19 protein-coding genes are annotated in these 20,580 nt (G+C 70.6%); 14 read left to right on the top strand and 5 right to left on the bottom strand.

All coding sequences use genetic code 11. The annotated features are described in order from the left end of the window. Nucleotides 1-215 precede the first annotated feature (215 nt). Both OHA61_RS27165 and OHA61_RS27160 read left to right on the top strand, forming a co-directional pair. The gene (locus OHA61_RS27165) at nt 216-1,427 is read left to right on the top strand and encodes an alpha/beta hydrolase (protein WP_406305218.1); all 1,212 of its coding nucleotides are present in this window, start codon (nt 216-218) and stop codon (nt 1,425-1,427) included. 75 nt (nt 1,428-1,502) lie between these two features. Then, complete coding sequence (locus OHA61_RS27160) at nt 1,503-2,372, top strand: DUF4429 domain-containing protein (RefSeq protein WP_406305217.1); 870 nt, start codon at nt 1,503-1,505, stop codon at nt 2,370-2,372. A gap of 105 nt (nt 2,373-2,477) precedes the next feature. Here OHA61_RS27160 and OHA61_RS27155 read toward each other — a convergent pair whose 3' ends face one another. After that, nucleotides 2,478-3,506, bottom strand: coding sequence for an aldo/keto reductase (locus tag OHA61_RS27155; protein ID WP_406305216.1), 1,029 nt, complete (start codon nt 3,504-3,506; stop codon nt 2,478-2,480). 6 nt (nt 3,507-3,512) lie between these two features. Continuing rightward, nucleotides 3,513-3,968 carry a MerR family transcriptional regulator gene (locus OHA61_RS27150; protein ID WP_406305215.1) on the bottom strand — a complete coding sequence of 152 codons (456 nt, stop codon included), beginning with the start codon at nt 3,966-3,968 and terminating at the stop codon, nt 3,513-3,515. Between the two features lie 88 nt (nt 3,969-4,056). Between OHA61_RS27150 and OHA61_RS27145 the strand changes: the two genes are divergently transcribed. Next, nucleotides 4,057-4,518 carry a GNAT family N-acetyltransferase gene (locus OHA61_RS27145; protein ID WP_406305214.1) on the top strand — a complete coding sequence of 154 codons (462 nt, stop codon included), beginning with the start codon at nt 4,057-4,059 and terminating at the stop codon, nt 4,516-4,518. 10 nt (nt 4,519-4,528) lie between these two features. Further along, a complete protein-coding gene (locus OHA61_RS27140) occupies nt 4,529-5,341 on the top strand; it encodes a serine hydrolase domain-containing protein (protein ID WP_361912821.1) in 813 nt (270 codons plus the stop codon). A 21-nt stretch (nt 5,342-5,362) separates the two neighbouring features. On the opposite strand, the gene OHA61_RS27135 is transcribed toward OHA61_RS27140, so the two are convergent. Continuing rightward, complete coding sequence (locus OHA61_RS27135) at nt 5,363-6,022, bottom strand: pirin family protein (RefSeq protein WP_406305213.1); 660 nt, start codon at nt 6,020-6,022, stop codon at nt 5,363-5,365. Nucleotides 6,023-6,113: 91 nt separating this feature from the next. Here OHA61_RS27135 and OHA61_RS27130 point away from each other — a divergent pair, with 91 nt between their 5' ends. The 5 genes from OHA61_RS27130 to fabF all read left to right on the top strand — a co-directional run bounded on the left by OHA61_RS27130 (nt 6,114) and on the right by fabF (nt 10,966). Beyond that, complete coding sequence (locus OHA61_RS27130; protein WP_406305212.1) at nt 6,114-7,298, top strand: PucR family transcriptional regulator; 1,185 nt, start codon at nt 6,114-6,116, stop codon at nt 7,296-7,298. A gap of 89 nt (nt 7,299-7,387) precedes the next feature. Then, nucleotides 7,388-8,299, top strand: a complete 912-nt coding sequence (locus tag OHA61_RS27125) for an ACP S-malonyltransferase (protein ID WP_324981831.1) — start codon at nt 7,388-7,390, stop codon at nt 8,297-8,299. Nucleotides 8,300-8,316: 17 nt separating this feature from the next. After that, a complete protein-coding gene (locus tag OHA61_RS27120) occupies nt 8,317-9,321 on the top strand; it encodes a ketoacyl-ACP synthase III (protein ID WP_266476672.1) in 1,005 nt (334 codons plus the stop codon). A 55-nt stretch (nt 9,322-9,376) separates the two neighbouring features. Next, nucleotides 9,377-9,625, top strand: a complete 249-nt coding sequence (locus OHA61_RS27115; protein WP_078077492.1) for an acyl carrier protein — start codon at nt 9,377-9,379, stop codon at nt 9,623-9,625. A gap of 78 nt (nt 9,626-9,703) precedes the next feature. Next, a complete protein-coding gene (fabF, locus tag OHA61_RS27110; protein ID WP_406305211.1) occupies nt 9,704-10,966 on the top strand; it encodes a beta-ketoacyl-ACP synthase II in 1,263 nt (420 codons plus the stop codon). Between the two features lie 61 nt (nt 10,967-11,027). Here fabF and OHA61_RS27105 read toward each other — a convergent pair whose 3' ends face one another. Further along, nucleotides 11,028-11,522 carry a DUF3145 domain-containing protein gene (locus OHA61_RS27105; protein WP_361912828.1) on the bottom strand — a complete coding sequence of 165 codons (495 nt, stop codon included), beginning with the start codon at nt 11,520-11,522 and terminating at the stop codon, nt 11,028-11,030. Nucleotides 11,523-11,781: 259 nt separating this feature from the next. Between OHA61_RS27105 and OHA61_RS27100 the strand changes: the two genes are divergently transcribed. From OHA61_RS27100 to OHA61_RS27085, 4 genes are all read left to right on the top strand, one after another. Next, nucleotides 11,782-12,690 carry an SGNH/GDSL hydrolase family protein gene (locus OHA61_RS27100; protein WP_389372204.1) on the top strand — a complete coding sequence of 303 codons (909 nt, stop codon included), beginning with the start codon at nt 11,782-11,784 and terminating at the stop codon, nt 12,688-12,690. 421 nt (nt 12,691-13,111) lie between these two features. Then, entirely contained in the window at nt 13,112-14,347 is a 1,236-nt protein-coding gene (locus OHA61_RS27095; RefSeq protein ID WP_406305210.1) for a pyroglutamyl peptidase, read from the top strand. A 267-nt stretch (nt 14,348-14,614) separates the two neighbouring features. Beyond that, the gene (locus OHA61_RS27090) at nt 14,615-16,075 is read left to right on the top strand and encodes a hydrolase (protein WP_406305209.1); all 1,461 of its coding nucleotides are present in this window, start codon (nt 14,615-14,617) and stop codon (nt 16,073-16,075) included. A gap of 61 nt (nt 16,076-16,136) precedes the next feature. Then, a complete protein-coding gene (locus OHA61_RS27085; RefSeq protein ID WP_406305208.1) occupies nt 16,137-16,853 on the top strand; it encodes a carbon-nitrogen hydrolase family protein in 717 nt (238 codons plus the stop codon). Between the two features lie 224 nt (nt 16,854-17,077). Here the strand turns inward: OHA61_RS27085 and OHA61_RS27080 are convergent, their stop codons facing one another. Further along, nucleotides 17,078-17,869 (bottom strand): EI24 domain-containing protein, encoded by a 792-nt coding sequence (locus OHA61_RS27080; protein ID WP_406305207.1) that lies wholly within the window; start codon nt 17,867-17,869, stop codon nt 17,078-17,080. A gap of 110 nt (nt 17,870-17,979) precedes the next feature. On the opposite strand from OHA61_RS27080, the gene OHA61_RS27075 reads away from it, so the two are divergent. After that, complete coding sequence (locus OHA61_RS27075; protein ID WP_406305206.1) at nt 17,980-20,541, top strand: M14 family zinc carboxypeptidase; 2,562 nt, start codon at nt 17,980-17,982, stop codon at nt 20,539-20,541. The last annotated feature ends 39 nt before the right edge of the window (nt 20,542-20,580 follow it).

Genomic DNA, 20,580 nt, shown 5'->3' with positions numbered 1-20,580 from the left:
CGCACAAGGTTGACGCGCTGCCGCCCCCGGATGTGGGTCGCGCCCGCACGCGCCCCGGCGCTGGAGGGCAGGGGGCGACGTACCGCGATCCCGGTGACCACAGGGGCGCGCCCGCGCACGGAAAGTGACGACCTGCCCCCCGCACGCCCCCCGGACACGTGATCTGTCTCACGGTCTTCACGAGCCGCGTCGCGCGTCTCCTAGGGTGTCCCGCAGTGACTTCCTTCGACTCCTCCCCCACCCTCACCGCCTGGCGCGCCCTGCTCGCGCTCGCGGTCGTGTTCATGATGCTGGCGACGACCGGCTGGACCGCCATACGACATCAGGGCGGTCCTCGCGACGCTCTCGAGGCCGAGCTGGCCGGCTGGGCCAAGGCCCGGATCGGGGTGCGGGCACTGCCCGAGCCGGGCTCGCCGCCGCAGCGGCTCGCCGCGTTCTTCGGTTCCATCGGCAGCACGCAGCGGGCCCGCCTCGCCGACCGTTACCCGATCCTCGTCGGCAATCTCAACGGCGCCCCGGTCACCCTGCGCTACCGAGCCAACCGCAAGGCCCTCGCGCTCTCGGTCGCCGAGGAGCGCAAGCGCGTGGAGGACGTCAACCTGACCGCGGACGGCCGTCACCAGGCGGTCCGCCGTATGCACCGCTTCGAGGCGCTCATGAGCGCCGAGCGGCAGATCCTCGCCTTCGACCCGTCCGGTCCCGGCAAGGTCGCCGAGGTGCTCGGCGATCTCGACCGCGCCCAGCGCGTGTCGGTGATCGTCCCCGGTGTGGACACCAATGTGCTCACGTTCCAGAAGACCTCCCGCAAGTACACCGCGCCGGTCGGCATGGCGGAGTCGCTGTACGCCGCCGAGCGGGCCGCGTCCCCGCGTACGCGCACGGCGGTCATCGCCTGGGCCGACTACACCGCACCCGCCGGCCTCGGCATGGACTCGGCCACGGGGCGCCGCGCCGAGGACGGCGCCGTGCGCCTGACCGCGCTCACCGGCGCGCTGCCCGGCAGCTCCAAGATCGCGCTGTTCTGCCACAGTTACGGCTCCGTCGTGTGCGGCGTCGCCGCCCGCCATCTTCCCGCCCGCGTGGCCGACGTGGCGGTCGCCGGCAGTCCCGGCATGCGCGCCGAGAACGTGGCCGGGCTCCACGCCCGAGCCCGCGTCTGGGCGATGCGCGACAGGGACGACTGGATCGAGGACGTGCCGCATCTGGCGGTCGGCGGCCTCGGCCACGGCGAGGACCCGGTGACCGAGGCCTTCGGCGCACGGGTGCTGTCCGCGGCGGACGCGGTCGGTCACACCGGCTATTTCGAGCCGGGTACGGAGAGCGTCAGCAACTTCGCCGAGATAGGCGTCGGTTCGTACGACGGCGTGACCTGTGAGAGCGGCGGGGACACATGCCGCAGTGGTATTTACGGCGACGAGGCGGCCTGACGCGCGTAGAGCATCGTGGCCGGGCCTGAGCACCGAGGGGCGACGCGCGGGCACGCGCCGCCTACGATGAGGCGTATGGGTGATGTTCTGGCCGGAATTCAAGCCACTTGGGAGTTCGAGACCGACTCCGTGCTCATCCGCTTCGAACGGGGGCTGCGTGCGCCGAAGCTGTTCCAGACGCTTCGCGAACGCCGCATCCCCCACGAGGCGTTGGCGTCGGTGACCCTCTCCCCCGGCAAGCGCGGCACGGTGGTGCTGCACGCCCTGCCAAGACCCGGCGCCGATCCGCTGATGGATGCCGCGGCAGGGCAGTTGAAGGAGGGCTGCGACCCCTACCGGCTGGTGCTGCCCGCGGAGCGCGAGACGCTCGCCGAGTACTACGCCGACGAACTGCGCGCCCTGCTCCCCGCCGACGCGGACACCCCGGCCGAGCGGTACGCCGTGGCCGCGCCCGAGGGGCCGATGCACTTCAAGGCGTACGACGGAAAGGCCTTCTTCGACGGCTCGATGGTCTCCTTCCGCTGGTCCCGGACGGCCGCGTCGTCCGCCAAGTGGAGAGCGGGCGACCAGAGTTTCCCGGTGACGGAGCTGAGCGGTGTGGAGTGGCGCTCGCCGGAGGCCTTCGACGGGTATCTGCGGCTGCTGCGCCGGGCGGACGATCCGGGCGACGGGGCGGCCGCGCCCAAGCAGGCGGACCAGGATCCGGCGACGGTGCTCTTCGGGGTGAGCCGCGGGCCGGTGCACGAGTCGCTGCCGTTCGCGGCCGCCGTGCTCGATTCCGTACGCAGCAGCGGCTCGGCGCCGGTGATGGCGCTGCGGGCGGGGCGGCGCGACCCGGCGGACATCGCCGAGCGGATACGGCACCTCGGGGAGCTGCACCAGGCGGGTCTGGTGACGGACGAGGAGTTCAGCACGAAGAAGGCGCAGCTGCTCGCGGAGCTGTGAGCCGTACATGACGAGGGCCCGCCGCGCGGCAGCAGCACTGCTCGCGGCGGGCTTCGTCCTTCGCGCCGGCCCCCCGTTTTACGGTTTCGGGCCCGCCCCGTACGGCTACTCGCGCGCCGCCGACGTCGAGGACATGTCCGGGTAGCGGTCTCCCGCCACCTGCCCGGCGATCGGCTCCAGCACCGCCAGCTCCTCCTCGGTCAGCTTCAGCCGGGTCGCCGCGACGTTCTCCAGCAGCCGGCTGGTCTTGCGGGTGCCGGGGATCGGCACCACGGCGAGCGAGTGCACCTCGGCCCGCTGCTGCACCCAGGCGAGAGCCACCTGCGCGGCCGTCGCCCCGTGCGCCGCGGCGATCTTGCGGACCGGCTCCAGGAGCGCGGCGTTGGTCTTGGCGTTGTCGCCGGTGAAGCGCGGCTGGTACCTGCGGAAGTCGCCCTCGGAGAGGTCCTTTCCCGCGTCGGCGAAGGCGCCGGTGAGGAAGCCGCGGCCGAGCGGCGAGTACGGCACGAAGGCGACGCCGAGTTCGGCCGCGGCGCCCACCGCACTGCGCTCCACGTCCCGGCTGAACAGCGACCACTCCGACTGCAGCGCGGCGATCGGATGCACGGCGTGCGCCTCGCGCAGCTCCGCGCCGGTGACCTCGCTCAGCCCGAGGTGCCTGACGAGGCCGCGCTCCACCAGTTCGGCCATTGAGCCGACGGACTCGGCGAGCGGCACGGCCGGGTCGCGGCGGTGCATGTAGTACAGGTCGATGACTTCGGTCTTCAGCCGCCGAAGGCTCGCCTCGACGGCCTTGCGGATGTACGCCGGGTCATTGCGGACGGCCCGGTACTGCGGGTCGTCGGTCCGCTCGATGGCGAACTTCGTGGCCAGGGTGATCTCGTCGCGGTGCGCTGCGACGAACGGCGCGAGGAACTCCTCGTTCGCCCCCCGCCCGTACACGTCCGCCGTGTCGAAGAGCGTGACGCCCGCCTCCAGCGCAGCCTCCAGGGTGTCCCGGGCGGCCGCCAGGTCGGTCTCTCCGTAGAACTCGCTCATGCCCATGCAGCCCAGGCCCTGTATGCCGACCAGCGGTCCGCCGGTCCCGAGCCGCACCTGTGCGATCTTGCTGCCGCTCCTTGAGGATTCAGCCATCAGGTTTCAGAGCCTCTCCGACGCCCGCCGGGCGTCCGCGTAGAAGTCGATCTTGTGATCCAGCACGGCGAGCGTGTCGTGCAGCTCCGCGATGCGCCTGCGCACATCGCGCCGCGTCTGCTGCAGCAGCTCCTGCCGTGCCTCGAAGGTGTGCTCGCCCTCGCGCACCAGCTCGGCGTAGCGGACCATGTCCGCGACCGGCATCCCGGTCAACCGCAGCTTGCCGACAAAGGCGAGCCAGTCCAGATCGCGATTGGTGAAGCGCCGCTGTCCGGTGTGCGACCGGTCGATGTGCGGCATCAGCCCGATCCGCTCGTACCACCGCAGGGTGTGCGCGGTGAGCCCGGTGAAAGCGACGACCTCGCTGATCGTGTAGCGGTCCTGGCCCTCGGGGCGGGGATGCGCGCGGGGAGCCGGCTTGCAGAGGTCCACTCCTGCCGGCGTGCTCTCGATCAGCGTCATGTCCTCAACGCTAAAACCTTGGAGTGCACTCGAAGCAAGCAGAAATGGATGGCAGTTTTCCTGCGGCGCCCCCTAGCCTGCCGAAACCATGAGCCTCGCACGACGCGCCACCCCCGACGACGCCGAAGAGCTGGTCCGCCTGCGCAAGGTCATGCAGGACTCGTATCTCGGGCCGCATCCCGATGTCAGCTGGCAGCCTGCCGCCATCGAAACGCTGCGCCGCAGGCTCGTGGACCCGGACGGCGATCTGACGGCGTTCGTCGTCGAGCGGCCCGGCGGCCTGGCTGCGTGCGTGGTCGGCACCATCGAGTACCGCCTGGGCGGGCCCGGCAATCCGCACGGCGTCAGCGGCTATGTCTTCAGTGTCGCCACCGACCCCGACCTGCGCCGACGCGGTTACTCGCGGGCCTGCATGGAGGCGCTGCTCGACTGGTTCCGCGAGCGCGGCGTATGCAAGGTCGACCTGCGGGCCTCCGCCGACGGCGAGCCGCTGTACACCTCGCTCGGCTTCGTCCGCACCCCCGATCCGGCGATGAGACTCACCCTTTAGGCTCGTACGCATGCAGAGCCTGGCGATGATCGAGAACTGGCCGGTACCGACCGCGGCGGCCGCCGTCGTGCGAGCGGACGGCACCCTGGCCGGAGCGCACGGCCCCCTCGCGCACCGCTTCCCGCTCGCCTCCGTCACCAAGCCGCTCGCGGCCTACGCGGCGCTCGTGGCGTACGAGGAAGGGGCGGTCGAGCTCGACGAACCGGCGGGCCCCGAGGGCTCCACGGTCCGTCATCTGCTCGCCCACACCTCTGGCCTGGCCTTCGACGAGCACCGGGTGACAGCCCCGCCGGGTACGCGCAGGCTGTACTCCAACGCGGGCTTCGAGGTGCTCGGCGACCACATCGCCAAGGCGACGGACATCCCGTTCGCTGAGTATCTGCGCCAGGCGGTCCTCGAACCGCTGGGCATGACGGCGACAACGCTGGACGGCTCCCCCGCGAAGGACGGCGTCTCGACGGTCGAGGACCTGGTGCGCTTCGCCGCCGAGGTGCAGGCGCCCCGGCTCCTTGACGCCCGTACGGTCCTTGAGGCCATGACGGTCGTCCACCCGGGCCTGTCGGGCATCCTTCCCGGCTACGGGCACCAGAAGCCGAACGACTGGGGGCTTGGCTTCGAGATCCGGGACTCCAAGTCGCCGCACTGGACGGGTAGTTCGTCCTCGCCCCGCACCTTCGGCCACTTCGGCCAGTCGGGCACGTTCCTGTGGATCGACCCGGCGGCGGGCGCGGCGTGTGTGGCGCTCACGGACCGGCCCTTCGGGCAGTGGGCGATCGACGCGTGGCCGCCGTTCACGGACGCCGTGCTGGCCGAGCTGGGCTGAGCACGCGGCTCAGGACCGGGCTCAGGACTCGTTCAGCTCCCAGAGCAGCAGCTCGGCGGGTACCAGTGCCGCCAGCGCCAGGCCGTCCGCGTCCGTGATGCGTGCCGCGTCGCCGGGGGCCAACTCCGCATCTCCCAGGCGCACTTCGCCCCGCACCACATGCACGTACACCGCGGGCGCGTCCGGCACCGCCGTGCGCTCGCCCCGGCCCAGTCGGCGGACATGCAGCAGCGCGCCCGCCTCGGGGAGTGCGTACGGCGTCGAGTCAGCGATGCCGTGCACGATCTCGTACGCCGGATCGCCGCCCGGCGACAGCGGTGCGAGCCACATCTGGACGAAGGTCAGCGGCGCGTCCCCGTCATTGCGCTCCACATGGCGGACGCCGTCCGCGGAGCTGAGCCGCTGGACGTCGCCGGGCCGGACGACGGTCGCGTGGCCCGTCGAGTCGCGATGGGTCAGCTCACCCTCGACGACCCAGGTGACGATCTCGGTGTGGCTGTGCGGATGCTCGTCGAAGCCGGCACCGGGATCGAGCCGCTCCTCGTTGCAGGCGAGGATCGCACCGAAGCGCAGGTTGTCGGGGTCGTAGTGCCGCCCGAAGGAGAAGGCGTGCAGGGATTCGATGCCCGAGGCGGGGTCGCCACCGCGGAAGCGGCCAGCGGAGCGCCGTACGTCAATCACGGGGTCCACCGTAGTCCGAGACGGCGGCCCGATGGACGTACCGGAGCCCCGCCACTCCGCTCACCCGTCCCGATAAGGCACTCTTGTCCCCGTGCCCGAACCTGCTGCGAACTCCGCCCACCCGCATACCGCGACCCTGCGCCGACTGGAGCAGTCCTCCGGCCGGCTCGCCGCGAACGCCATCGCACGCATGGACGAGACGCTGCCGTGGTACCGCGCGATGCCCCCGGAGAACCGGTCGTGGATCGGCCTTGTCGCCCAGGCCGGTATCGCCGCGTTCACCGAGTGGTTCCGGCATCCGGAGACCCCGCAGGCGATCTCGACCGACGTCTTCGGCACCGCTCCGCGCGAGCTGACCCGCGCGATCACCCTGCGCCAGACCGTCGAGATGGTGCGCACGACCATCGAGGTCATGGAGTCGGCGATCGAGGAGGTCGCGGCGCCCGGTGACGAGTCCGTACTGCGCGAGGCACTGCTCGTCTACGCACGCGAGATCGCCTTCGCGACCGCCCAGGTCTACGCCCAGGCCGCCGAAGCCCGCGGCGCCTGGGACGCCCGGCTCGAATCGCTGGTCGTGAACGCCGTACTGTCCGGCGAGGCCGACGAGGGCGCCGTCTCCCGCGCCGCCGCGCTCGGCTGGAACTCTCCCGAGCATGTCTGCGTCATCCTCGGCACCGCACCCGACGGCGACAGCGAACTCACCGTCGAGGCCATCCGCCGGGCCGCCCGGCACGCCAAGCTCCAGGTCCTCACCGGAGTCCTCGGCGACCGGCTCGTGGTCATCGCGGGCGGCAGCGACAACCCGCTGCAGGTCGCCAAGGCTCTGATCGGGCCTTATGCCGCGGGACCCGTGGTCGCGGGGCCCGTCGTGCCCGACCTGCTCGCCGCCACCAAGTCCGCACAGGCCGCGGCCGCGGGGCTCAAGGCGTGTCTCGCCTGGCAGGACGCCCCCCGCCCGGTTCTCGCGGACGATCTGCTGCCGGAGCGCGCGATCGCCTCGGACCCGGCCGCGCGGGAGCAGTTGGTGGAGGAGATCTACAGACCGCTGGAAGAAGCGGGGTCGGCGCTTCTGGAAACCTTGAGCGTCTATCTAGAGCAGGCGAGTAGTCTCGAGGGCGCCGCAAGGATGCTCTTCGTCCACCCCAACACCGTGCGCTACCGGCTGCGACGTGTGACCGACGTCACCGGATGGTCACCCTCCGATGTACGCTCCGCGTTCACCCTGCGGATCGCGCTCATTCTCGGGCGTCTGGCCGACGCAGATTCGCAGCCCTAGACTTTTGTCGATTGCCCACAATTCCCCTGACGTTTCTTGGTCCCTGTCCCCACGGGCGGTTGGAGCCGTCCACAAGAGAAAGTGTGAGGGTGCTCGTACTCGTCGCTCCCGGCCAAGGCGCTCAGACGCCCGGCTTCCTGACTCCCTGGCTCGACCTCCCCGGCGCCGCCGACCGCATTGCGGCCTGGTCCGACGCCATCGAGCTCGACCTTGCCCACTACGGCACGAAGGCCGACGCGGACGAGATCCGCGACACCGCCGTGGCACAGCCGCTCCTGGTCGCCGCGGGCCTGCTCTCGGCCGCGGCGCTCGGTGACGTACGCCCCGGCGCCGTCGCAGGTCACAGCGTCGGCGAAATCACTGCGGCCGTGTTCGCCGGTGTCCTCGACGAGGTCGCCGCGCTCGGTTTCGTCCGTACGCGCGGACTGGCCATGGCCGAGGCCGCCGCGGTCACCGAGACCGGCATGTCGGCCGTCCTGGGCGGTGACCCCGACCAGGTCGTGGCCCATCTCGAAAGCCTCGGCCTGACCCCGGCCAATGTGAACGGCGCCGGCCAGATCGTCGCGGCCGGCACCGCCGAGCAGCTGGCGGCACTGGCCGAGAACAAGCCGGAGAAGGCCCGCGTCATCGCACTGAAGGTGGCCGGCGCGTTCCACACGCACCACATGGCGCCCGCGGTCGCGACCCTCCAGGAGGCGGCGGAGAACCTCACCGTCTCCGACCCGGTCCTGCCGTACATCTCCAACAAGGACGGCCGCACGGTCTCCACCGGCGACCAGGTCATCGCCCGGCTGGTCGGCCAGGTCGCCAACCCGGTCCGCTGGGACCTGTGCATGGAGACCTTCAAGGATCAGGGCGTCAGCGCCCTGATCGAGGTCTGCCCCGGCGGCACGCTCACCGGTCTGGCCAAGCGCGCCCTGCCGGGTGTGCAGACGCTCGCGCTCAAGACCCCCGACGACCTCGACGCGGCCCGCACGCTCGTCGCCGAGCATTCAGCCTGACAAGGAGCCGTAAGAGCATGTCGACGAAGATCAAGCCCAGCCAGGGCGCCCCGTACGCACGCATCATGGGTGTCGGCGGCTACCGCCCCATCCGGGTCGTGCCGAACGAGGTGATCCTCGAGACGATCGACTCCTCCGACGAGTGGATCCGCTCGCGCTCGGGCATCGCGACGCGTCACTGGGCCTCCCCCGAGGAGACCGTGAGCGCGATGTCCGTGGAGGCGGCGGGCAAGGCGATCGCCGACGCCGGGATCACCCCGGAGCAGATCGGCGGCGTCATCGTCTCCACCGTCTCGCACTTCAAGCAGACCCCGGCCATCGCCACCGAGATCGCGGACAAGATCGGCGCGGTCAAGCCGGCGGCGTTCGACATCTCCGCGGGCTGCGCCGGTTTCGGCTACGGCCTCACCCTCGCCAAGGGCATGGTCGTCGAGGGCTCGGCGCAGTACGTACTGGTCATCGGCGTCGAGCGGCTGAGCGACCTGACCGACCTGGAGGACCGCGCGACGGCCTTCCTGTTCGGTGACGGCGCGGGCGCGGTCGTCGTCGGCCCCTCCAAGGACCCGCAGATCGGCCCGACCGTCTGGGGCTCGGAGGGCGACAAGTCCGACACCATCAAGCAGACCGTGCCGTGGGACGACTACCGCAACGGCACCGTCGAGAAGTTTCCGGCGATCACGCAGGAGGGCCAGGCGGTCTTCCGCTGGGCCGTGTTCGAGATGGCGAAGGTCGCCCAGCAGGCGCTGGACGCGGCCGGAATCAGCGCGGACGACCTGGACGTCTTCATCCCGCACCAGGCCAATATGCGGATCATCGACTCGATGGTGAAGACTTTGAAGCTGCCGGAGCACGTCACGGTCGCCCGTGACGTGGAAACCACCGGCAACACCTCGGCCGCCTCGATCCCGCTCGCAATGGAGCGGCTCCTGGCGACCGGACAGGCCAAGAGCGGCGACACCGCGCTCGTCATCGGCTTCGGGGCGGGTCTCGTCTACGCAGCCACGGTCGTTACCCTCCCCTAGGCAACCGGATCTTCCGGACGCCACACCCTCTGATACAACACCGAAGGAGCGCCACATGGCCGCCACTCAGGAAGAGATCGTCACCGGTCTCGCGGAGATCGTCAACGAGATCGCCGGCATCCCGGTAGAGGACGTCCAGCTGGACAAGTCCTTCACCGACGACCTGGACGTCGACTCGCTGTCCATGGTCGAGGTTGTCGTCGCCGCCGAAGAGCGTTTCGACGTCAAGATCCCGGACGACGACGTCAAGAACCTGAAGACTGTCGGCGACGCCGCGGACTACATCGCCAAGCACCAGGCCTGAGCCTGAATCGCGTTTGTCGCCACCCGGCGGTGGCGCCGTGAAAATTCAGCACCCCCTACACGTGGAGAAAGAATTCCTGTGAGCTCGACCAATCGCACCGTGGTCGTCACCGGTATCGGCGCAACCACACCGTTGGGTGGCGACAGCGCATCGACCTGGGAGGGTCTGCTCGCCGGGCGCTCCGGAGTGAAGCCCCTCGAGGGCGAGCGCTTCGCCGAACTCCCGGTCCGGATCGCCGCACCCGCGGCGGTCGACCCGGGCGAGGTCCTGCCGCGCCCGCTCGCCCGCAAGCTGGACCGCTCGGCGCAGTTCGCGCTGATCGCGGCCCGCGAGGCATGGGCGGACGCCGGCTACGGCGCACCGGCCGGTGAGGACGTCAACGTTCTCCCCGAGCGCCTGGGCGCGGTCATCGCCTCCGGCATCGGCGGCGTGACAACTCTGCTCGACCAGTACGACGTGCTCAAGGAGAAGGGCGTACGCCGCGTCTCCCCGCACACCGTGCCCATGCTCATGCCGAACGGCCCCTCCGCCAACGTCGGCCTGGAGGTGAACGCCCAGGCGGGCGTGCACACTCCGGTCTCCGCCTGTGCGTCGGGCGCCGAAGCGATCGGCTACGCCGTGGAGATGATCCGCACCGGCCGCGCCGACGTCGTCGTCGCCGGCGGCACCGAGGCGGCCATCCACCCGCTGCCCATCGCGGCGTTCGCCAACATGATGGCGATGTCAAAGAACAACGACGAGCCCGAGAAGGCCTCCCGTCCGTACGACACGGCCCGTGACGGCTTCGTCCTCGGTGAGGGCGCGGGCGTCGTCATCCTGGAGTCGGCCGAACACGCCGCCAAGCGCGGCGCGAAGGTCTACTGCGAGGTGCTGGGCCAGGGCCTGTCCGCGGACAGCCACCACATCGCGCAGCCCGAGCCGACCGGCCGCGGCATTGCCACCGCGATGCAGAACCTGCTGGACGCGACGGACCTCAAGCCGTCCGAGGTCGTGCACCTCAACGCGCACGCCACGTCGACGCCGCAGGGCGACATCGCCGAGATCAAGGCCCTGCGCAAGGTCCTGGGCGACGACCTCGACCATGTCGCGGTGTCCGCCACGAAGTCGATGACCGGCCATCTCCTGGGCGGCGCGGGCGGAATCGAGACGGTCGCCACGGTGCTCGCGCTGTACCACCGCACGGCACCGCCGACGATCAACATCGACGACCTCGACGAGGCGGTCGACGCGGACATCGTGTGCGGCGAGCCCCGCAAGCTCCCCCAGGGCACGATCGCGGCGATCAACAATTCGTTCGGCTTCGGCGGCCACAACGTGGTTCTGGCGTTCCGCACGGTCTGAGTCTGCGTACGTAGCCGAAAGGGCCCCCACCACGCGGTGGGGGCCCTTTCGGCTATGTCGTTCAGACGACCTGGTGCAGCCAGCGGACCGGTGCGCCCTCCCCTGCGTACCGGAACGGCTCCAGTTCGTCGTCCCACGGCTTGCCCAGCAGCTTGGCGATCTCCGCCTCCAGGTCCGTCTCGCCCTGCACCGACCGCGCCAGCGCCGCGCGCAGCCGGTCCTCGGGGATCAGGATGTCGCCGTGCATCCCCGTGACGGCGTGAAAGATGCCGAGTTCGGGCGTGGCGCTGTAGCGCTCGCCCTCCGCGGTGGGACAGGGCTCGGCGGTCACCTCGAAGCGCAGCAGCTGCCAGCCGCGCAGCGCCGAGGCGAGCTTGGAGGCCGTGCCCACCTCGCCCTGCCAGGAGAACTCGGCCCTCCAGGTACCGGGCGATGCCGGCTGCCGGATCCAGTCGAGTTGGACGCGCACGCCAAGAACGCTCGCGACCGCCCATTCGACGTGCGGGCACAGCGCGCGCGGTGCGGAGTGAACGTACAGAACGCCACGTGTCGTCACCGGGACCTCCAGTGTGGGACGAGGATCGTCTTCCCAGCGGCCTCAGTAAACAGCATCGGGAGTCAAACTCCACAAAAGGGACAGCATGTGACGTGATGTAATTTACCGGGGCCGATGGGCGCGGCGCCTCTGGGTCGACGGGAAAAAGCTACCGTGAGTAGGTGCCCCAGGGGTGACGTAATGTCGGTCCCGGGGCCGTACGCACCAAGCTTTCACTCGGCAGGACGTCTGGGACGGGTGATACGGAGGGGAACTGGGGATGCGGGAGACACGTCGGACGCGCCGCTCACGCAGGGCGGCGGCAGCCCTGACGGCGGCTTTCCTCCTCATGACCGGTGCAGTGACCGGCTGTGACTCCTCGTCGGACCCGAACGCTCACGGATCGCCCGCCAAACGGCGGCCCTCCCCCACCCCCGTCTGGGACCGCAGCCCGGACTCGATCGCCGCGGTCGGCGACTCCATCACCCGCGGTTTCGACGCGTGTGTGGTGCTCTCCGACTGCCCGGAAGTGTCCTGGGCAACCGGCACGGACACGAAGGTACGCAGCCTTGCGATGCGCCTGATCGGCGAACCCGCGATCGCCGAGCGCAGCTGGAACTACGCCCGCTCCGGGGCCGATGTCGCCGATCTGCCCGAGCAGATGGCACAGGCAGCGGCGAAGAAGCCCGAGCTCGTCACGGTCATGGTCGGCGCGAACGACGCGTGCGCGGACTCGGCGGAGAGGATGACGACCGTCGAGAACTTCCGCCGGTCCTTCGAGGACGCGCTGAAGCAGTTACGGCGTACGGCACCGAAGGCCCAGGTCTATGTGTCGAGCGTGCCGGACCTCAAACGGCTGTGGTCGGCCGGGCGCGGCAATCCGCTCGGCAGGCAGATCTGGAAGCTGGGCATCTGCGCGTCGATGCTGGGCGACGCGGACGACGTGAGCACGCGGGCGCAGGCACGGCGGGCGCGGGTGCAGGACCGGGTGGTCGCGTACAACGAGGTGCTGAAGACCGTCTGCGGAAAGGACCCGCGCTGCCGGTACGACGGCGGGGCGGTGTTCGACTTCCGCTTCAGCGGCGAGCAGTTGAGCCGGTGGGACTGGTTCCACCCGAGCAGGGACGGCCAGGAACGGCTGGCGGAAATCGCCTACCGCAACGTGACATCGGCGAAGCCGCCGGCCTGACCGCGGGGCTTCGCCCCGCACCCCGTTTCAGCCCCGCCGGCGTTTGAGGCGCGGGGGTCCGGGGGCAGCGCCCCCGGTTACGGGATGGGGGTACCTCCCACGGCCGCCAGGCCGTAGGGGGAGGGCGGGGTGGGGAACAAGCCCGCCGCAGGCGCACCGATCCGCCGGACCGGACCGCCTCGGCGATCAGCTCGTCGGCGTCGCGCTGCGGGCCGAAATGGGTGAGGGAGAACATGATGGCGGAAAGTGGCGTGCCCGGCGCCTTGTTGACAGGGCCCGGGCCACGATGCTGCGGACCGAGTACGGCGAGAAGCTGCCGGGCCGCCTCCTGAGGCTCTTGGGGCCCGCGCTGCCGAAGTGACGTACTGGCCACGGTGGTTGGACGGCGGCGATACTTCCGCCACCCGACGGAAGGAATCCCGTGTCCCGGATACGCATCCGCCTGCACGTAGTTGGCGCCGCCCTCGTCACCCTCACCCTCACAGGCTTACCCCTCGCCGCGGCCGAGCCCGCACCGGCCTCACCCTCCACGGTGGAGGAACAGCGGCTCGACCGGGCCGTGCCCCAGGAGATCCTGCGGCGCAGCGGATTCGACGCCGTGGCACCGCGGTTCGCGGACGCGCTCGCCGCGGCGCGGACGTACCGGCAGGCCGAGCGGGCCGTCGTACGCCAAGGCTCACAGCTGTGGGACCGGGCCGTCGACCGCGCCCAGGGCCGCGGCCCGGCGCTCGGTGATCTCAGCCGGGACGACGACCGGCCGCTGTACTGGGCGCGGCTCGGCATGACCCGCGAACTGCGGCAGTGGCAGCCGGAGTTCGGGCTCTCCAACACCCAGCGGGCTCGCCTCCTCGACCGGCTCGAACGCTCCTCACGCGGCCAGGACTCGATGAACCTCCCCGCGGGCAAGGGCATCAAGCGCATCGTGATGACGGGCTTCGACCCCTTCACGCTGGACCGTGACATCCGTATCAGCAACCCGTCCGGGGCGACGGCGCTGGCGCTGGACGGTACGTGGATCCGTACCTCGGACGGCCCGGCGCGTATCGAGACTGCGGTCTTCCCCGTGCGCTGGCAGGACTTCGCGGACGGCACGGTCGAGCGGACGCTGCGCCCGCAGCTTCCGAAGGCGGATCTGTTCACGACGGTGAGTCAGGGCCGGGTCGGCCGTATCGACATCGAGCGCACGAACGGGGCGTGGCGGGGCGGGTTCGGCGACAACGAGAACGTTTCGCGTACGGAGACGGTGCCGGTGGCCGACCCGGCGTCGCAGCCGCAGTGGACGACCACGACGCTTCCGTACAAGGCGATCGTCGCGGCGCAGACGGGGCGCTTCCCGGTGTACGACAACACGACGGTGACGGAGATCCCGGCGGGCGGCTCGGACCCGGTGGTCCGCCCCGACGGCCCGACGGCGGGCTCGACGGCGCGGGCCGGGGGCGGGGGCGACTACCTGTCGAACGAGATCGCGTACCGGGCGACGCTGCTGCGGGACCGGCTGGGGCTGAAGATCCCGGGGGGTCATGTGCACACGCCGGTACTCCAGTTCGGGCCGGAGAACACGACGGAGGTCACGGACCCCGTGTTCGTCAGGAACCGGCTGGACATCATCGCGCAGGTCCGCGCGGTCATTCGCGTGGCGGCGGAGTCGTCTGGCTGAGCCGGTACGGGGGTGCGCCTGCGGCGGGCCTTTTCAGACCCCGGAACACCCTTCGGGCTTGTCCTCAAACGCCGGACGGGCTGAATTACAGTCCCGCCGGCGTTTGAGGCGCGGGCGGGGCAGGGTGGGGAACAAGCCATTGTTGGTACCGGGTTCGCCATGTACCGTTCAAGCGCGCGTCGTCCCGCGGTTCGCCGCCCGCTGTTCTACGCGCGCAGAATCGACGCCCGCACCACCTCTCCCCACCCCTCACGGAGGTACTGCCGGATGCTCGGATCCCGAAGTTCCAGAAGTGCCAGAAGACCCGGACGCGGACTCGTCAGCGCCCTCGCCGTCTTCGCCGCCCTCGTCGCCGGAACCACCGTTCAGGCCGCCACCGCCCCCGCCGCGGTCGCCGCCACTCCCCACCGGGTTCTCTTCGACAACAGCAAGGCCGAGACCGCCGGCAACGCCGACTGGATCATCGGTACCAGCCAGCCCGACCCGCTGGGGCAGGACGCGACGCCCTCCGCGGAGACCGACTGGACCGGCGCGATCTCCGCCTGGGGTGTCGCGCTGCAGAAGACCGGCGACTACCAGCTCAAGACGCTGCCTCCCGGCAACAGCATCACGTACGGCACCACCGCCGCGCTCGACCTGCAGAACTTCGACACCTTCGTGCTGCCCGAGCCGAACGTCCTGCTCAGCGCGGCCGAGAAGACCGCGGTCATGAGGTTCGTGCAGAACGGCGGCGGGCTCTTCCTGGTCTCCGACCACACCGGGGCCGACCGCAACAACGACGGCTACGACGCCGTCGAGGTCATCAACGACCTGATGAGCAACAACAGCGTCGACAGCACGGACCCGTTCGGGTTCTCCGTCGACACGCTGTCCGTCTCCACCAACAACCCGCGCGCCATCAGCGACACCACCGACCCGGTGCTCAACGGCCCCTTCGGCAAGGTCACCGGCAGCATCATCCGCAGCGGTACGACCGTCACGCTCAAGCCCGCCGACAATCCGGCCGTCAAGGGCCTGGTCTACCGCACGGGTTACTCGGGCAACACCGGCGCCTTCTTCGCCACCAGTACCTTCGGCAGCGGCCGGGTCGCGGTCTGGGGCGACAGTTCGCCCATCGACGACGGCACCGGCCAGTCCGGCAACACCCTCTACGACGGCTGGAACGACACCGCGGGCACCAACGCCGCGCTCGCCCTCAACGCCACCGAGTGGCTCTCCGGCGGCACGGGCGGCGGAGGTGGCGGTGGCGGCACCTGCACCGCCGGCCAGCTCATCGCCAACCCGGGCTTCGAGTCCGGCGCCGCTTCCTGGTCCGCGACCGGCGGCGTCATCACCACCGACAGCGGTGAGCCCGCCCGTACCGGCTCCTACAAGGCCTGGCTGAACGGCTACGGCTCCGCCCACACCGACACCCTGTCCCAGTCGGTGACGATCCCGTCCGGCTGCACCAGTGCGACCCTCAGCTTCTATCTGCACATCGACACGGCCGAGACGACCACGAGCACGGCATACGACACCCTCAAGGTCCAGGTCCTGAGCAGCAGCGGCACGGTCCTGTCCACGCTCGCCACGTACTCCAACCTGAACGCGGCGAGCGGCTACGCCCAGCGCAGTTTCAACCTCGGCGCGTACGCCGGCCAGAGCGTCACGCTCAAGTTCACCGGCACGGAAGGCTCCCAGCTGCAGACGTCGTTCGTCGTCGACGACACGGCGCTCAATGTGAGCTGAGGCCGACGGCGGTCTCCCCCAGCACGGCACCTGGGGGAGACCGTGTCCGATGATGGGACGCATGAAGACAGCGGCAGGGCAGTTCACACCAGTACCCGGTGACATCGAGGCCAATGTCCGTTCCATGTCCGCCCTGATCCATGCGGCATCCGCGCAGGGCGCCCGGCTCGTCGTCTTCCCCGAGCTGGCGGTGACGGGCTACGAGCTGAAGCTGATCGCAGACGACCCGGAGCTGTGTGTGGCGCCGGACGATCCGCGTCTGCAGCCGGTCAGGGAGGCGTGCCGCGCCACCTCCACCGCGGCGGTCGTCAACTGCGCGGCCCGCACCCCCGGCGAGCGGCCCACCATCGCCTCGCTCGCCCTCGGCACGAACGGCGAACTGCTCGCCCGCTACGACAAGCTGCATCCGTACGGGAACGAGCTCGACCTCTTCGAGGCCGGCACCGAGGACGGACGGTTCACGCTCGACGGCGTACGGTTCGCGATGGCGATCTGCTACGACAACCGCTTCCCGGAGCTCGCCGAGCGGGCTCGCGCCGACAACTGCCGGGCATACGTGGCGAGTTCAGCGCTTGAAGTGGGCAATGACTCGTTCGAGTCGGTCTACCCCGTCCGGGCCCGGGACAACGGGCTGTATGTGCTCCTCGCGAATCCGGTGGGCCGGAGCGAGGTCGGGGAGTGCGGGGGCGGCAGCGCGATCTGGGGTCCGGACGGATCACTGCTCGCCACGGCGGGCGCGGGGTCGCCGGGCCTGGCGGTGGCGGATCTCCGGTTCTAGGACGCGCCGCCTCAATCGCCGGCGGGCTGAAATGTGCGGCAGGGCCGCACATCCAGCCCCGCCGGCGATTGAGGCGTGATCCCGGACGCGAAATTCAGCCCCGTGGGGGTCCCCCCGGACGAAGTCTGGGGGAGTTTGAGGCGCGGGGTCTGGGGCGGAGCCCCAGTTCGGGAAAGGACGGGGTGGGGAACAAGCCCGCCGCAGGCGACCCGCACCCCCCACGCCTACCCTTTGTTCAGGCTGAACGGCGCCGGCGCCCCCGGCGCCTCGTCGTCCCCCGGCGGCGCCACCAGGTCCCGCACCATCAGCGTCGCCCCCGCCACCGCCCCCGGCATCAGGAACACCGCGACGAACGGCACCACGAAGGCCAGCGTGAGCGGAACCCCGAAGCCGAGCGTGAGCAGCCTGCGGCCGCGCAGCAGCGCGAGGCGTTCCTTGAGCTGGATTCCGCGCCGCTGGAGGGCGACCGCCGTGAGCTCCTCGGCGAGGAAGAAGCCCGAGACACAGAAGCCGATCACCGGGACCACCGTCTGGCCGACGACCGGGACGAAGCCGAGGGCGAAGAGCAGGACTCCGTACAGCACGACGCGCGTCAGGACCCGCAGCGAGTCGCGTGCGGAGATCCACAGCTCCCGCCACAGCGGCAGCCCGGACTCGGGCACGTCTCCACCCTCGGTGCGGTCGACCTGCTCGGACAGCGACTCGTAGAAGGGCTGGCCGATCAGCAGGGTCACCGCGGTGAAAGTGATCACTGCGGTGAACAGCCCGAAGCCGACGACGAGGGCGGTCAGAAAGCCGCGGAACAGGCCCTGCCAGGGCGAGGACCAGTCGTCGGCGAAGGGTGTCGCCCACGCCGTCAGATCGTCGGCGCCGTAACCGAGCCCGACCAGCGCGGCCGCGTACAGCACCACGGCCACCAGCCCGGGCAGCAGCCCGAAGCCGAACCACCGGCCGTGCCCGGTGACCCAGCGCTGCCCCTTGACCAAGTAGCCGAAGCCCACCCCAAGATCACGCATAAGGCCCAGCCTATCGGGGGCCCCTTGTTGCCGGGCCGTCGGATCCGGTAGACCCCTGCGTACTGATCGTTGTGCTGTTCGATTTTTCGACACCATGGAGGCACGTACGCATGGGCATTCCCCGACCCGCCCTGGCCGCCACCGCGGCGCTCGCCGGTGCGCTGTTACTCGCACCGCCGCCCGCGACCGCCGTCCCCGGCGCACCGGGTCGCGACTCTCCGCATCCCGTACGCGAAGGGGGCGGACGCGACACCGAGGTCGCGAAGACTCCCCTCCAGGCCGCCGTCAACGCCCTGCGGACCGGGACAGGCACGACCCCCGGGCTCGCGAAGAGCGGAGGCTATCCGCGGCGTACCGTCCTCGACGTGCCGCCCGTGAACCCGGCCGACAAGTCGATAAAGCTGGGGCTCGCGCCGTACCACTCGCTCGCACCGAGGCTCAACGCCCTGCAGAAGCTGGGCGACCGGGTCAGCGTAGAGGTCGCCGGGCACTCCGCCGGCGGGCACGAGCTGTTTCTCGTCACCGTCACTTCGCCCGAGAGCTCCGCGCAGGCCCGGGAGCAGGAGCGGATGCGGGAGCGCATCGAGAACTCCCCCGCCGCCGCGGCCAAGGACAGGCGCATCAAGGCCTCGTACAAGACGCCGGTGTTCATCAACAACAACATCCACGGCAACGAGTGGGAGGGCACGGACGCCGCCCTGCGTCTCATCGAGCGCCTGGCGAAGGCCAAGGACGCGACGACCCGCGAGCTGCTGTCGAAGAACCGCGTCTATCTCAATGTGACGGCCAACCCGGACGGCCGGATCGCCGGAACCCGTACGAACGCCAACGGCTTCGACCTGAACCGCGACTTCATCACGGGATCCCAGCCCGAGGCGCGCGCCATCCGGCAGATCGCCATCGACAAGCAGCCCGCCCTCATGCTCGATCTGCACGGCTACGTCAACGGCACACTGATCGAGCCGACGACCCCGCCGCACGGCGAGAACTACGAGTACGACCTCTTTCTGAAGAACGCCTACGCCAACGCGCTCGGGATGGAGAAGGCGGTCAACGGGCTCGGCTACACGCCCGCGAAGGACGGCGTCGAGCCCGCGATCATCCCCTTCCGTGACCAGCAGGAGGGCTGGGACGACTGGCCTCCGATCTTCACCCCGCAGTACATGCCCTTCCAGGGCGCGGTCGCCGCGCACACCGTCGAGTTCCCGATGGCGGTCAACAACGAGGAGTACGACTCGCTCCCGGTGGCCGAACTGCGCCGCCGGGCCGCGATCAACACCGCCATTGCGGGCGCGGCGATGCGCGCGACCCTCGACTACACGCGCACGCACCGCACCTCGGTGATCGCCGACCAGATCGAGACCTTCCGGCGGGCCGCGGCGGGCGAGGCACAGCGGCCGGTGTCGGAGAAGACCGTGCCGGGTGTGCCGGGCATCGGCCCCGAGGACGTCTACACGACGACCTTCCCGCGCGCGTATGTCATTCCGGCCGGGCGGGGCCAGCGGTCGGCGACCGCGGCGGCCCGGCTCGTGGACCATCTTCTCGCCAATGACGTACGGGTGGAGCGGGCGCTGCTGCCCTTCCGGCTCGCGGGCCGCGTCTACCCGGCGGGTTCGTATGTCGTCGACATGCACCAGTCCAAGCGCGCCGTCGCCAATGTGATCCTGGCCGCGGGCCGGGACATCAGCGCGGATGTCGCCACGATGTATGACATCTCGGGCTGGAGTCTCGGGCTGCTGTGGGGCGCGAGGGTCGACAAGGCCGTCACGGGCAAACTGCATGTCGTGGGCCGCCCGGTGCATGCCGCGGCGCCCACCGGCCATGTCGCCCCCTTCGGGGATCTGCGGCTGCGGCTCGACGACCCGAAGGAGATCGCCGCGCTCAACTCCCTGCTCGCGCAGGGCGTGCGGGTGCGGCGCGCGGCGGACGGCTCGGCGGTGGTGCCGGGTTCGGCCCGCGGGGTGGCGTCCGTGCTCGCCGATCGCCTCGGGGTCGCTTTCCCGGCGACCGGGGAGAAGGGCACGGCCCTGCTGAAGCGGACCCGGGTGGCGGCGGCGGTGACGGCGGGGGAGCTGTTCGCGCTGCGCGAGATGGGCTTCGAGGTGCGGCCGGTGTCGACGGCCGTGCTCAACGCGGGCTACGACTTCTCGACCACGGATGCGCTGTATGTGTCGAGCGGTCTGGAGTACGGGAGTCTGAACCCGAAGGCCCGCGGCGCGCTGGACGCCTTCCTCAAGCGCGGCGGCGGTGTCGTCGGTCTCGGCGCGGGCGGCGCCGCCTTCAACGCCGGCGCGGGACTGCTCGCCGCCAAGCCGGTGGCGGGCAATGGCGATGCCAACGGCGTGGTCCGGGTGGCCAATACGGCCGGCAGCCCGGTCACCGGCGGCGCGCTCGCGCACTCCTTCGTCTACTCGCCGCTCTGGTTCACCGACCTGGGCCCGGGCGTGCGGGTCGAGCAGTCGTACGCCTCCGGGAACCCGCTCGTCGCGGGCCACTGGCGTACGACGGAGGACGGCAAGGGCGGCCCGAAGGACGCGGCGGGACAGGCGTCGATCGTCAGCGGCCTTAGCGCGAAGGGGGCGCACGTGGTGCTGTTCGGCACCGAGCCGCTGTTCCGCGACCACCCCAAGGGCGTGTTCGCGCAGGTCGGCCGGGCGCTGCTGACGCACTGAGCATGCGAAGGCCGACGCACTGAGCATGGAAGAGGGCCG

Origin of the sequence: Streptomyces sp. NBC_00885, from assembly GCF_045207475.1 — a bacterium.
Taxonomy (GTDB): Bacteria; Actinomycetota; Actinomycetes; order Streptomycetales; family Streptomycetaceae; genus Streptomyces.
The sequence above is the reverse complement of the archived record's forward strand: the minus strand, read 5'-3'. Positions and strand labels throughout refer to the sequence as shown.

Bases quoted from the DNA above. Each gene is read 5' to 3' on its own strand.
- OHA61_RS27150 (WP_406305215.1), bottom strand. From the start codon at position 3,968: ATGACGCTGATCGAGAGCACGCCGGCAGGAGTGGACCTCTGCAAGCCG.
- OHA61_RS27115 (WP_078077492.1), top strand. From the start codon at position 9,377: ATGGCCGCCACTCAGGAAGAGATCGTCACCGGTCTCGCGGAGATCGTC.
- OHA61_RS27155 (WP_406305216.1), bottom strand. From the start codon at position 3,506: ATGGCTGAATCCTCAAGGAGCGGCAGCAAGATCGCACAGGTGCGGCTC.
- OHA61_RS27100 (WP_389372204.1), top strand. From the start codon at position 11,782: ATGCGGGAGACACGTCGGACGCGCCGCTCACGCAGGGCGGCGGCAGCC.
- OHA61_RS27160 (WP_406305217.1), top strand. From the start codon at position 1,503: ATGGGTGATGTTCTGGCCGGAATTCAAGCCACTTGGGAGTTCGAGACC.
- OHA61_RS27140 (WP_361912821.1), top strand. From the start codon at position 4,529: ATGCAGAGCCTGGCGATGATCGAGAACTGGCCGGTACCGACCGCGGCG.
- OHA61_RS27075 (WP_406305206.1), top strand. From the start codon at position 17,980: ATGGGCATTCCCCGACCCGCCCTGGCCGCCACCGCGGCGCTCGCCGGT.
- OHA61_RS27090 (WP_406305209.1), top strand. From the start codon at position 14,615: ATGCTCGGATCCCGAAGTTCCAGAAGTGCCAGAAGACCCGGACGCGGA.
- OHA61_RS27085 (WP_406305208.1), top strand. From the start codon at position 16,137: ATGAAGACAGCGGCAGGGCAGTTCACACCAGTACCCGGTGACATCGAG.
- OHA61_RS27080 (WP_406305207.1), bottom strand. From the start codon at position 17,869: ATGCGTGATCTTGGGGTGGGCTTCGGCTACTTGGTCAAGGGGCAGCGC.
- OHA61_RS27120 (WP_266476672.1), top strand. From the start codon at position 8,317: ATGTCGACGAAGATCAAGCCCAGCCAGGGCGCCCCGTACGCACGCATC.
- OHA61_RS27145 (WP_406305214.1), top strand. From the start codon at position 4,057: ATGAGCCTCGCACGACGCGCCACCCCCGACGACGCCGAAGAGCTGGTC.